Annotated in this window: 12 protein-coding genes; 10 read left to right on the top strand and 2 right to left on the bottom strand. The window is 67.4% G+C overall.

Annotation, left to right across the window (positions count from 1 at the left end):
• The first annotated feature begins 13 nt into the window (after nt 1–13).
• The 7 genes from uvrC (at nt 14) to tpiA (ending at nt 8,358) form a co-directional block, all read left to right on the top strand.
• On the top strand, nt 14–1,999 hold the full coding sequence (uvrC, locus tag ACFWPK_RS03605) for an excinuclease ABC subunit UvrC (protein ID WP_378912975.1): 1,986 nt from the start codon (nt 14–16) through the stop codon (nt 1,997–1,999).
• A gap of 119 nt (nt 2,000–2,118) precedes the next feature.
• Nucleotides 2,119–3,075 carry an RNase adapter RapZ gene (rapZ, locus tag ACFWPK_RS03600; RefSeq protein ID WP_378912974.1) on the top strand — a complete coding sequence of 319 codons (957 nt, stop codon included), beginning with the start codon at nt 2,119–2,121 and terminating at the stop codon, nt 3,073–3,075.
• Complete coding sequence (gene yvcK / locus ACFWPK_RS03595) at nt 3,072–4,136, top strand: uridine diphosphate-N-acetylglucosamine-binding protein YvcK (protein WP_378912973.1); 1,065 nt, start codon at nt 3,072–3,074, stop codon at nt 4,134–4,136. Before rapZ ends, yvcK begins: the two co-directional genes overlap by 4 nt.
• Complete coding sequence (gene whiA, locus ACFWPK_RS03590) at nt 4,127–5,110, top strand: DNA-binding protein WhiA (protein ID WP_056810477.1); 984 nt, start codon at nt 4,127–4,129, stop codon at nt 5,108–5,110. Before yvcK ends, whiA begins: the two co-directional genes overlap by 10 nt.
• A gap of 219 nt (nt 5,111–5,329) precedes the next feature.
• Nucleotides 5,330–6,346, top strand: coding sequence for a type I glyceraldehyde-3-phosphate dehydrogenase (gap, locus tag ACFWPK_RS03585; RefSeq protein ID WP_378912972.1), 1,017 nt, complete (start codon nt 5,330–5,332; stop codon nt 6,344–6,346).
• A 5-nt stretch (nt 6,347–6,351) separates the two neighbouring features.
• On the top strand, nt 6,352–7,566 hold the full coding sequence (locus ACFWPK_RS03580) for a phosphoglycerate kinase (RefSeq protein ID WP_378912971.1): 1,215 nt from the start codon (nt 6,352–6,354) through the stop codon (nt 7,564–7,566).
• Between the two features lie 3 nt (nt 7,567–7,569).
• Nucleotides 7,570–8,358, top strand: coding sequence for a triose-phosphate isomerase (gene tpiA / locus ACFWPK_RS03575; RefSeq protein WP_378912970.1), 789 nt, complete (start codon nt 7,570–7,572; stop codon nt 8,356–8,358).
• A gap of 67 nt (nt 8,359–8,425) precedes the next feature.
• Here the strand turns inward: tpiA and ACFWPK_RS03570 are convergent, their stop codons facing one another.
• Entirely contained in the window at nt 8,426–9,211 is a 786-nt protein-coding gene (locus ACFWPK_RS03570) for an META domain-containing protein (RefSeq protein WP_378912969.1), read from the bottom strand.
• A gap of 71 nt (nt 9,212–9,282) precedes the next feature.
• Nucleotides 9,283–9,798 (bottom strand): MmpS family transport accessory protein, encoded by a 516-nt coding sequence (locus ACFWPK_RS03565; RefSeq protein WP_378912968.1) that lies wholly within the window; start codon nt 9,796–9,798, stop codon nt 9,283–9,285.
• 238 nt (nt 9,799–10,036) lie between these two features.
• On the opposite strand from ACFWPK_RS03565, the gene ACFWPK_RS03560 reads away from it, so the two are divergent.
• Genes ACFWPK_RS03560 through ACFWPK_RS03550 form a run of 3 tightly spaced genes read left to right on the top strand, consistent with a single transcriptional unit; the run spans nt 10,037 to nt 12,501 of the window.
• Nucleotides 10,037–11,632 (top strand): MFS transporter, encoded by a 1,596-nt coding sequence (locus ACFWPK_RS03560; protein ID WP_378912967.1) that lies wholly within the window; start codon nt 10,037–10,039, stop codon nt 11,630–11,632.
• A gap of 34 nt (nt 11,633–11,666) precedes the next feature.
• Nucleotides 11,667–11,900, top strand: a complete 234-nt coding sequence (gene secG / locus ACFWPK_RS03555) for a preprotein translocase subunit SecG (protein WP_101468684.1) — start codon at nt 11,667–11,669, stop codon at nt 11,898–11,900.
• A gap of 43 nt (nt 11,901–11,943) precedes the next feature.
• The gene (locus ACFWPK_RS03550; RefSeq protein ID WP_378912966.1) at nt 11,944–12,501 is read left to right on the top strand and encodes a hypothetical protein; all 558 of its coding nucleotides are present in this window, start codon (nt 11,944–11,946) and stop codon (nt 12,499–12,501) included.

Below are 12,501 nucleotides of genomic sequence, written 5' to 3'. Positions count from 1 at the left end.
CTAGGCTTGACAGGTGGCAGATCCCGCGACGTACCGGCCGGCGCCGGGCACGATTCCCGTCGAACCCGGTGTGTACAAGTTCCGGGACGTGCACGGGCGGGTCATCTATGTCGGCAAGGCCAAGAGCCTGCGGAGCCGGTTGAATTCCTACTTCGCCGATGTGTACTCGCTGCATCCGCGCACCAAGCAGATGGTGACCACGGCGGCCGCTGTCGAGTGGACGGTGGTGTCCACCGAGGTCGAGGCGCTGCAGCTCGAGTACAACTGGATCAAGGAATTCGATCCGCGGTTCAATGTGCGTTACCGCGACGACAAGACCTACCCGGTGCTCGCGGTGACCCTCAACGAGGAGTACCCGCGGCTGTTCGTCTACCGCGGTGCCCGCAAGAAAGGCGTGCGCTACTTCGGCCCCTACGCCCACGCCTGGGCGATTCGCGAGACCCTCGACCTGCTGCTGCGGGTGTTCCCCGCACGTACCTGCTCCAACGGAGTCTTCAAGCGGCACAACCAGATCGGGCGGCCCTGCCTGCTCGGCTACATCGACAAGTGTTCCGCGCCGTGCGTGGGCAGGGTCGATGCCGACGAACACCGCCAGATCGTCGAGGACTTCTGCGACTTCCTCTCCGGCAAGACCGACAAGATGGTGCGCGCACTCGAACGCCGCATGCACGAAGCCGCCGAAGACCTCGACTTCGAGAACGCCGCCCGGCTACGCGACGACGTCCAGGCGCTGCGCCGCGCACTCGAGAAGCAGGCCGTGGTGCTCGGCACCGGCACCGACGCCGATGTGATCGCCTTCGCCACCGACGAACTCGAAGCCGCGGTCCAGATCTTCCATGTCCGCGACGGACGTGTGCGCGGCCAGCGCGGCTGGGTCGTCGACAAAGCGGGCGACGCACTCGACGTCGCGGAATCGGGAACCGAGCTGGCCGCCCTGGTCGAACAGTTCCTCACCCAGTTCTACGGCGAACAGGCCTCGATGGCGGACCAGAACGGCGACGCGGCCATCGTCGTCCCGCGTGAGGTATTGGTGCCCGAACTGCCCGCCGACGCCGTGGAGATCGGCGAGTGGCTCAGTGAGATGCGCGGCTCCGCGGTCTCGCTGCGCATCCCCCAGCGCGGCGACAAGAAGGCGCTCGCCGAGACGGTGCAGCGCAACGCCGCCGAGGCACTGGCCCAGCACAAGCTCCGCCGTGCCGGCGACCTCACCTCGAGATCACAAGCGCTGCAAGACATTCAAGACGCACTCGAACTCGACAGCGCCCCGCTGCGGATCGAATGCGTCGACATCAGCCACGTGCAGGGCACCGACGTGGTCGCCTCACTGGTGGTCTTCGAAGACGGCCTGGCCCGCAAGTCCGACTACCGGCACTACGCGATCAAGGAAGCCGCCGGCGACGGCCGCTCCGACGACGTCGGCAGCATCGCCGAGGTGACCCGCCGCCGCTTCGCCCGCCTGGCCCGCGACCGCGAACAACCCGTCGAGATCGAACCCGACGAGGTCGACGAACCCGCCTCACGCCCCGGCATCGACCCGACCACCGGCCGGCCGCGCCGCTTCGCCTACCCGCCCAACCTCTACGTCGTCGACGGCGGTGCGCCCCAGGTCGCCGCCGCCGCCGAGGTCCTCGACGAACTCGGCATCACCGATGTCGCGGTGATCGGCCTGGCCAAACGCCTCGAAGAGGTCTGGGTGCCCGGCGAGGCCGACCCGGTGATCATGCCGCGCAATAGCGAGGCACTGTTCCTGCTGCAGCGTGTGCGTGACGAGGCCCACCGCTTCGCCATCACGTTCCACCGCAGCAAACGCTCACGCCGGATGACGGCATCGGCACTGGACTCGGTGCCGGGCCTCGGTGAGACGAGGCGGACCGCACTGGTCACCCACTTCGGCTCGGTCGCCAGAATCAAGGACGCGACGGTCGAAGAAATCACCTCGGTGCCCGGAATCGGGGTCTCGACGGCAAAAGCAGTGCTCGCGGCACTCAACAGCCCGTAGCCGCGACGGCCGGGATCGCAGGACGCAACATTGCGTGTGCCGTACGTTGTGTGTCTGCGCCCGATACCCGAACCGGTGCGGGATGATCGAAAGGCACCCAGAAACGGATCCGGTAGGACATGACACGCGTCGAATCGAATAACAAGGCGGGGGCGGCACCCGGGCAATCCGGGACGGTCACCGACACACAGCAACCAGTCGAAGTGGTTATCGTGACCGGCTTGTCCGGCGCGGGCCGCGGCACTGCCGCGCGCGTGCTGGAGGATCTCGGCTGGTACGTGACCGACAACCTACCGCCCGAACTGATCGGGCGGATGATCGAACTAGGCGCCGCGGCCGACCCGCCGATCCGGCGGCTCGCGCTGGTCATGGACGTGCGCAGCCGGTTCTTCACCGGCGAGCTCTCCGGTGTCACCGAGCAGTTGCGCGGCGCGGGCATCCGCACGAGGGTGCTGTTTCTCGAGGCGTCGGACGATGTGCTGATCCGGCGGTTCGGGTTCGCCCGGCGTCGTCATCCGCTGCAGAGCGACAGCCCCGACGGGACGCTCTCGGCCGGTCTGACCGCCGAACGAGCCAGGCTCGCCCCGGTCAAGGGCGCCGCCGACCTCGTCATCGACACCACCGAGCTGTCGATCCACCAGCTGCACCGCAAGCTGGAGGAGGCATACGGCGCGGGCGCGCCAGCCGCACTGCAACTGACCGTGCAGTCGTTCGGCTTCAAGTACGGTGTTCCCCTCGACGCCGACATGGTGTTGGATGTGCGATTCCTGCCGAACCCGCATTGGATTCCGGAATTGCGGGAACACACAGGACAGGAGTCGGTGGTCAGCGATTACGTGCTGTCCCGGCCCGGCGCGCGGGACTACCTGCAGACCGGCAAACACCTGGTCGACCTGACGACGACCGGATACCGCCAAGAGGGGAAGCGATACATGACCGTGGCAGTGGGGTGCACCGGCGGCAAACATCGCAGCGTCGCTATCGCCGAGGCACTGGGTGAGCGCATCGGCGCCGATACCGGGCACGTGGCGGTGGACGTCGTTCGCGTCGTGCACCGGGATCTGGGGCGCGAATGAGTGGAACCGAAGCCGACCCAGCCGTCGTCGCGCTGGGCGGCGGACATGGGCTGTACGCGACATTGACGGCGGTACGCAGGCTGACGAGGCGGATCACCGCGGTCGTCACCGTCGCCGACGACGGCGGGTCGTCCGGTCGGCTACGCGCCGAGCTGGGCATGCTCCCGCCGGGTGACCTGCGAATGGCACTGGCAGCGCTGTCCGACGACGCCGACGATGTGTGGACCACGACGGTGCAGCACCGCTTCGGCGGCACCGGCGCGCTCGCCGGGCACTCGGTGGGAAATCTGATCCTGGCCGGGCTCACCGACATCCTCGGTGATCCGGTCGCCGCGCTCGACGAGGTGGGCAGGCTGTTGCGGATCACCGGCCGGGTGCTGCCGATGTCGCCGATCCCGCTCGACATCGAGGCCGAAGTGTCGGGCCTGGAATCGGATCCGCGGATCGGCCGGTGCGTGCGCGGTCAGGTTGCGGTGGCGACCACGCCGGGTAAGGTCCGGCGGGTGCGGCTGATTCCGTCCGATCCGCCTGCCAGCCCCGAGGCGACCGCGGCTATCGACGACGCGGATGTTGTTGTGCTGGGACCTGGTTCGTGGTTCACCAGCGTCATTCCGCATGTCCTGGTGCCGCAGTTGCACGCGGCGCTGGTACGTACCAGGGCACGCAAAGTACTGGTTCTCAATCTGGCCGCGGAGCCGGGCGAGACCGCCGGCTTTTCCGCGGAGCGACATCTGCATGTATTGTCCCAGCACGCACCGGATTTCGCGGTCGACGACGTGCTCGTCGACTCGGCGTCGGTGCCAGAGGGGCGGCAACGGGAACATGTGGCAAGAGCCGCCGAACAGTTGCGTGCACGGGTAACGTTCTGCGATGTCGCCGAGCCGGGAACGGATCGGCATCATCCCGGAAAACTTGCCGCCGCACTGGATCAGCTGATCCGATCGCCGCGGTCGCAACTGGCTGGGCTTCGAGTCGAGGGACGGCACAGTGCGTCAGATGTGCACAGTGTTGCAGATGAGCGTTCGGGGTCGGTGGGAAAGGAGCGCGTCTCGTGGCGATGACAGCCGAGGTGAAGGACGAGCTGAGCAGGCTCGTGGTGTCGCAGGTCAGCTCGCGTAAAGCGGAACTGTCGGCGTTGCTGCGGTTTGCGGGCGGTCTGCACATCGTGGGGGGCAGGGTGATCGTGGAAGCCGAGGTGGACATGGGGTCCATCGCCCGGCGACTGCGCAGAGAGATTTTCGAGCTGTACGGATACGGCTCCGACGTGCATGTGCTCGGCGCGGGTGGGTTGCGTAAGACCTCCCGCTACGTCGTGCGGGTGTCGAAGGAAGGCGAGGCGCTGGCGCGCCAGACCGGTTTGCTCGACGTGCGCGGACGCCCCGTTCGCGGGCTGCCCGCGCAGGTGGTCGGCGGCAGCATCGGTGACGCCGAAGCGGCATGGCGTGGCGCGTTTCTCGCGCACGGTTCGCTCACCGAGCCGGGTCGTTCCTCGGCGCTCGAGGTGAGCTGCCCCGGTCCGGAAGCGGCACTGGCGCTGGTCGGTGCGGCGCGCAGGCTCGGCATCACCGCGAAGGCGCGGGAGGTGCGCGGCACGGATCGAGTCGTGGTGCGTGACGGCGAGGCGATCGGCGCCCTGCTCACCCGGATGGGCGCGCAGGACACCAGGCTCACCTGGGAAGAACGGCGGATGCGCCGCGAGGTGCGGGCCACCGCGAACCGGCTGGCCAACTTCGACGACGCGAACCTGCGTCGTTCCGCGCGTGCGGCCGTCGCGGCGGCAGCGAGGGTGGAGCGGGCGCTGGAGATCCTCGCCGACGATGTTCCTGAGCATCTCGCCGCGGCGGGCAGGCTGCGGGTGCAGCACCGGCAGGCCTCGCTCGAGGAACTCGGTCAGCTGGCCGAGCCGCCGATGACCAAAGACGCTGTGGCGGGCCGGATCCGCCGCTTGCTGTCGATGGCCGACCGCCGCGCCAAGGATCTCGGTATCCCCGATACCGAGTCCGCGGTGACAGCGGAACTCCTCGACGACGCGTAACCGGGAACCGGGACAGACTCCTCGCGCCGAAAGCTGTGGCGAATCCGACGATTAGGGCAGAGCGGTCATGCATGACCGCTCTGCCCTTTATTCTGATGGCTCCTGGAGGCGTGGGGCCCGGGGGTGCAATAAACCGCAGGTGGCTGTCGGTGGGGTGGTGATGGCCACTACTGTGGTTGTGGTCGGAATGAATCCGCTTGAAAGCTGAGGAGCGATAACGTGACTGTCCGGGTAGGTATCAACGGCTTCGGTCGTATCGGACGTAATTTCTTCCGTGCGGTGGAGGCTCTGAAGGCCGTCGGCGAGACCGATATCGAGATCGTCGCGGTCAACGACCTCACCGACATCAACACCCTCGCCACCCTGCTGAAGTACGACTCGATCCTGGGTCGTCTGCCGCAGGACGTCTCCGTCGACGGCGACACCATCGTGGTCGGCGAGCAGCGTATCAAGGCGCTCGCGATCAAGGAAGGCCCGTCGGCACTGCCGTGGGCCGACCTGAACGTCGACGTGGTCGTCGAGTCGACCGGCATCTTCACCGCCGCCGAGAAGGCCAAGGGTCACCTCTCCGCCGGCGCCAAGAAGGTCATCATCTCCGCGCCCGCCACCGGCGACGACATCACCATCGTGATGGGCGTCAACGACGACAAGTACGACGGCAGCCAGAACATCATCTCCAACGCCTCGTGCACCACCAACTGCCTCGGCCCGATCGCCAAGGTGCTCAACGACTCGTTCGGCATCGTGAACGGTCTGATGACCACCATCCACGCGTACACCCAGGACCAGAACCTGCAGGACGCCCCGCACAAGGACCTGCGTCGCGCCCGTGCCGCGGCCCTGAACATCGTCCCCACCGGCACCGGTGCCGCCAAGGCCATCGGCCTGGTGCTGCCCGAGCTGCAGGGCAAGCTCGACGGCTACGCGCTGCGCGTTCCGGTCCCGACGGGCTCGGTCACCGACCTCACGGCGACCCTGGCCAAGCCCGCCACCATCGAGGAGATCAACGCCGCGATGAAGGCCGCCGCCGAGGGCCCGATGAAGGGCATCCTCAAGTACAACGAGGACCCGATCGTGTCCAGTGACATCGTCACCGACCCGCACTCGTCGATCTACGACGCGCCGCTGACCAAGGTCATCGACAACCAGGTCAAGGTCGTCTCCTGGTACGACAACGAGTGGGGCTACTCGAACCGGCTGGCCAACCTGGTCGATCTCGTCGGCAAGTCGCTCTGACCGCGATGACAGTCCAGACACTTCAGGATCTCCTGGCCGAGGGTGTCGAGGGCCGGGGCGTGCTCGTGCGCTCCGACCTCAACGTTCCCCTCGACGACAACGGCCAGATCACCGACCCGGGCCGCATCATCGCCTCGGTGCCGACCATTCAGGCGCTGGTCGACGCGGGCGCCAAGGTGGTCGTGATGGCGCACCTGGGCCGCCCCAAGGGCGAGCCCGACGCCAAGTTCTCCCTCGCCCCCGTGGCGGCGAAGCTGGCCGAGCTGCTCGGCCGCAATGTCCAGCTGGCCGGTGACGTGGTGGGCTACGACGCGCTCTCGCGCTCGGAAGGCCTCACCGACGGCGACGTGCTGCTGCTCGAGAACGTGCGTTTCGACCCCCGCGAAACCAGCAAGGACGACTCGGAGCGGGCCAAGCTGGCCGCGGCGTTCGTCGAGCTGGTCGGTGACGACGGTGCTTTCGTCTCCGACGGTTTCGGCGTGGTGCACCGCAAGCAGGCATCGGTCTACGACGTCGCGCAGGTGCTCCCGCATTACGCGGGCACGCTGGTCGCGGCCGAGGTCGAGGTGCTGCGCAAGCTCACCCAGGACCCGGCCCGCCCGTACGCGGTGGTGCTCGGTGGCTCCAAGGTCTCCGACAAGCTCGCGGTGATCGAGGCGCTGGCCCCCAAGGTCGACACCTTGGTGATCGGCGGCGGCATGTGCTTCACCTTCCTTGCCGCGCAAGGACTTCCGGTCGGTGGTTCGCTGCTGCAGGCCGAGATGATCGACACCTGCAAGTCGCTGCTCGAGCGCTTCGGCGACGTGCTGCACCTGCCGGTCGACATCGTGGTGGCCGACAAGTTCGCAGCCGACGCGGACACGAAGACCGTCGCATCGACCGAGATCCCCGACGGCTGGCTCGGCCTGGACATCGGCCCCGAGTCGGTGTCGCGGTTCTCCGCGCTGCTGACCGAGGCCGAGACGGTGTTCTGGAACGGCCCGATGGGCGTGTTCGAGTTCGACGCGTTCGCCGCGGGCACCCGTGGTGTCGCCGAGGCCATCGTGACCGCCACCTCCAAGGGTGCGTTCACGGTCGTCGGCGGCGGTGACTCGGCGGCTGCCGTGCGCACCCTCGGCCTGCCCGACGACGGCTTCTCGCACATCTCCACCGGTGGTGGCGCTTCTCTGGAATACCTGGAAGGCAAAGAGCTGCCCGGTATTTCGGTGCTGGAGGGCTGAGCGATGGCTGCGCGTAAACCGCTCATCGCGGGCAACTGGAAGATGAACCTCAACCACCTCGAGGCCATCTCGCTGGTGCAGAAGGTGGCGTTCGCGCTGCCCGAGAAGTACTTCGCGAAGGTCGACGTGACGGTGATCCCGCCGTTCACCGATCTGCGCAGTGTGCAGTCGATCGTCGACGGCGACAAGCTGCTGATCACCTACGGTGCCCAGGACGTCTCGGCGCACGACTCCGGTGCCTACACCGGCGAGGTCAGCGCGCCGATGCTGGCGAAGCTCGGCTGCGCCTACGTGGTGGTCGGGCACTCGGAGCGTCGTCAGTACCACCACGAGGACGACGCGACCGTGCTGGCCAAGGCCAAGCAGGCGCTGAAGTACGAGATCACCCCGATCGTCTGCATCGGTGAGGGTCTCGGCGTCCGCGAGGCGGGCACGCACGTCGAGTACAACCTCGAGCAGCTGCGTGGTTCGCTCAAAGGCCTGACGGCGGAACAGATTTCGCAGGTCGTCATCGCCTATGAGCCGGTCTGGGCCATCGGCACCGGCAAGGTCGCCTCGGCGGCCGACGCGCAGGAAGTGTGCGGCGCGATCCGCGGCGAGCTGGAGAAGCTGGCTTCCCCGGAGGTCGCCGCCGGTGTGCGCGTGCTCTACGGCGGCTCGGTGAACGCCAAGAATATCGGCGAGCTGATCCGTCAGCCCGATATCGACGGCGCGCTGGTCGGCGGTGCTTCGCTCAAGGGTGACGAGTTCGCCACCCTGTCGGCGATCGCCGCGGGCGGTCCGCTGCCCTGATCGGGTACCGAGCATCGAAGGGCCGGAAGCCACTGGGTTTCCGGCCCTTCGCTTTTCGTCGTAGGGGCTACCGCGCGTGCAGGATCAGACCGTAGCCGTTGTCGTTGCGCAGGGTGAGGGTGTCGGCGTCGACAGTGGCGGTGGTTCGGCCGTCCAGTGCGCGCAGCACGTTCTGCTCGACTTCCATCACCTCCGGCGGGCACATCATCTTGGTGGTGGCGACGGCGAAGTTCACCGCGTCGCCGGGGCCGACCCCTGCGGTGCCGGTGATCCGGTTGCAGCCCGCGGTACCGCTGACAGTGCCGCCGTCACCGATGGTGAGATTCGGGCTCACCTGGTCGAGCGTGGTCGAGCGGATCTGCGCATCCGGGGTGAGCATGGTGGTGACCACCCACGCGGTGCCGGTCAGCGGCTTGTCGGGGCTCACGATCTTCTTGTCGGTGAGCTGGATGGTGACGGACTTGCCCGTCAGTGTCAGCCGGTCACCGTCGAGGCGCCAGGTGGGGTCGGATTCCAGGAAGTCGCTCTGCCAGGCGTCGGCGCGTTCACGGTCGCCGGGGCACGCCATCAGCGTGCTTGCCAGCGGCGAGGTGTGCAGGACGTGATTGCTCAGGTCGACGGTGCCGCCCGCGGAATTGCAGCCGGAGTTCGCCGAGATCCGGCCGTCGGTGAAGGTGAGCGTCATCGGACCGCCGCCGGGGATCTCGCCGCCGACGACCTCGGTGGAGATATAGGTGTGACCCATCGGCGTGGCGGTGTCGTCCGCCGGTTCCTTGTCGGCTGATCCGCACCCGGCCACCACCGCGCCGACCAGTGCGAGCAGGACAGCCAGAGGACGAGGTGATATCCGCATGGAGCCGATGGTACGGGCCGCCCCGAACACCGCTTGTCGATGTTCGGGGCGGGTCGCGATCGGAGCAGGAACTACTTGCCCGCGTCGCCCTGGCAGTCGGCGGTGGCGAGTGAACCGCTGGCCTCGTCCTGCGCGATCACCTTGCCGTCGACGACGATCTTGCAGGAGACAGTTCCGCCGTCGATGCCCGCCATGACGCTCAGCGCGGAGTGCTTCACCAGCCCGGTGATCGTCACGTTCTTGGACCACGGCAGTGGCACGTCGGATTCGGTCTGAACGTCCAGGGTCCCGTCGGAGTAGATGACGGTGCCGGTGCCCGAACCCGCGGCCTGATAGGAGACGGTCACCTCGCGGCTGACCTCGTTCTCGATCTCATTGGCGACGGTGCCGACGAACGCCACGCAACCACCGACGATCAGCAGCAGCACGACGAGAATGCCGCCGAGTACCCACGGCCACACCTTCTTCTTGCGCGGCGGCTGCGGGTAGCCACCCTGCGGCGGGTAGCCACCGCCGGGGGGTTGCTGGCCGTACGGCGGCTGCTGACCGTAGGGTTGCTGGCCATACGGCTGCTGCGGGGCATTCATGCGTTGTCCTCCGTGTCGTACGAGCTCCCCCCGAACGAAACGGGAGCTGCGGTTCTGATCGCTCGAAAGCGCTCAGAAGATAACACCGTATCGGTCGATCGCTTTTCTATTGTCAGGGGCCACAAGGTATCTGATAGTTCGCCGGGATCATTCCCAGCGGGTGTGCGCCAACGGCGAGCGATGATCTCAGCAGGGGCGCATCGCGCGGGATGGCAGTCGCCGGGGATAAGCTCGTCGGGTGGGCAACGTCGCGGCGGAACGGATCTCGACCTGGGCCCCGTTGCGGTCGCCGCTGTTCCGGGCGTTGTGGATCGCTCAGCTGGTGTCGAACCTGGGCACATGGATGCAGACGGTCGGCGCGCAGTGGCTGGTGGTCGACCAACCGAACGCGGCCGCGCTGGTGGCCTTCGTGCAGACCGCGCTGACATTGCCGGTGATGTTGCTGTCGATCCCGTCCGGGGTGCTGGCGGACCTGGTGGATCGACGCCGACTGCTGCTCGGCGCGCAGACCGGGATGGCGCTGGTCTCGCTCACCCTCACGGTGTCCACGGCCACCGGCCACACCACACCCGCGGTCCTGCTCAGCCTGCTGTTCCTGCTGGGCTGTGGGCAGGCGCTCACCGCGCCCGCCTGGCAGGCGATCCAGCCCGAGCTGGTGCCGCGCGACCAGATCACCTCGGCGGCGGCGCTGGGCAGTATGAGCGTCAATATCGGTCGAGCCGTCGGCCCGGCGGTGGCGGGTGTGATCGTGTCGATAGCCGGGCCGACCGTGGTGTTCGGGTTCAACACGGTGTCGTTTGTCGGCATCGTCGCGGTACTGCTGGTGTCGAAGTGGCCGACGCGAACGAGCCCGCTACCCAGTGAACGGCCCCTCGCGGCGTTGCAGGCAGGTACCCGGTTCATTCGAGCCGCGCCCGCGATCAGGCGGGTGCTGTTCCGCGCGATCCTGTTCATCGCCCCCGCCAGCGCGGTGTGGTCGCTGCTGCCGGTGATCGCGCACGACCGGCTCGGACTGTCGTCGTCCGGCTACGGTCTGCTGCTCGGCGCGCTCGGGCTCGGCGCGGTCTGCGGTGCGCTCGGATTGTCGCGGCTGCGGGTCCTGTTCACCCCCACCCAGCGACTCGCGTTCGCCGCGGTCCTGTTCGGCCTCGGCGCCGTCGCGACCGCGCTGGTCCACCACGTGGTGCTGGTACTCGTGCTGCTGGTGGGGGCCGGGCTGGCGTGGTTGCTGGCGATGTCGACGCTGAACTCGACCATGCAGTTGCTCCTGCCCGCCTGGGTCCGCGCCCGCGGTCTGTCGGTGTACATGCTGGTGTTCATGGGTGGGCAGGCCATCGGTTCCCTGCTCTGGGGTCTGGTCGCCGGCGCCTACGGTGCCGTGACGGCGCTGCTGATCGCGGCGGTGATGCTGGCGTGCTGCGCCGTGAGCACCGTGTGGTGGCCGATCCGGCACAACGTCGAGGACATCGACCTCTCACCGGCGGCGTACTGGCCCGAACCACAACTCGTCGTGGAGCCCGAACCCGCGGACGGCCCCGTCCTGGTGATGCGCGGCTACGACGTGCCACCGCAGGACGTCGCCGCCTTCACCGAATCGATGGCGCTGGTCGGGCGATCCCGGCAGCGCACCGGCGCGATGGAATGGCGGCTCTACCGCGATGTCGGCACCGTCGACCGCTTCGTCGAAGCCTTCGTCGTCCGATCCTGGGCCGAGCACATGCACCAGCACCAGGTGCGCCTGACCGCCCGTGACCAGGAGATCGAACAGACCGTCGCCCAGTACTCCGCAGGCCCCCACACCGTCTCACACCTGGTCGCCGTCGAGCCTGGTTAGACCAGTCGGTCCTCCACCACCTAGGATGAACCTCATGTCGCTGTTCCTCGATATCCTCCTTGTGATCACCAGCTTGCTGTTGGTGCTGCTGGTGCTGTTGCACCGCGCCAAGGGTGGCGGCTTGTCCAGCCTCTTCGGTGGCGGCGTGCAGTCGAGCCTGTCCGGCTCCACCGTCGTCGAGAAGAACCTCGACCGCATCACCATCTTCGTCGGCATCGTCTGGTTCATCGCGATCCTGGGCATCGGCCTGGAGATCAAGTTCGCCTGAGTTCGCCGCTTCCCTCACCTGCTGCGCCCGTAGGGTGGCGTGCATGAGTTTTGGGGGAGAATTGCCGTCACGTCGGCTGGTGCCGGTGTGGTGGACCACCGTCATGAGTACCGTGACCGGCCTTGCTGTGCTGGTGTGCCTGTGGCTGGTGTGGCAGAACATGGTCGACGGTCCGCTCGATCGCACGGGCTTGCTGTTGCTCGCGCTCGGTGCGCTCGGCGTGCTGTGGTTAGGGTTCGGGGTGGCCGGGGTCGTCGCCTATCGGCGGTTCGTTCTGGTTGTAGTCGCGCCCGCGGTCGTCGCGGTGACGGGCGTACTCGGTTGGAGTGGCGTGCCGGAACGGTTCGGCTGGTGGGTGTCGAAGCCGCACTTCGAGCAGGCGGCTCAGGTCTGTGAGAAGACCAGTGCGAGTCAACGAATTGGCCTCTACACCGTCGAAGCGGTCCGGTCAGCAGATGGCGGTTGCCTGTTCCGGACGCAGGGCGGATTCCTGGGCAGCGTGGGATTCGCCTATCTACCTGAGGGCGCGCCACCTCGCTCCGGTGAATATGACGAGAGCTATCGATCGTATGACGGTGTCTGGTACCGGTATTGGATCTAG

It is taken from the genome of Nocardia sp. NPDC058519 (assembly GCF_042719755.1).
Taxonomy (GTDB): Bacteria; Actinomycetota; Actinomycetes; order Mycobacteriales; family Mycobacteriaceae; genus Nocardia.
The sequence above is the reverse complement of the archived record's forward strand: the minus strand, read 5'-3'. Positions and strand labels throughout refer to the sequence as shown.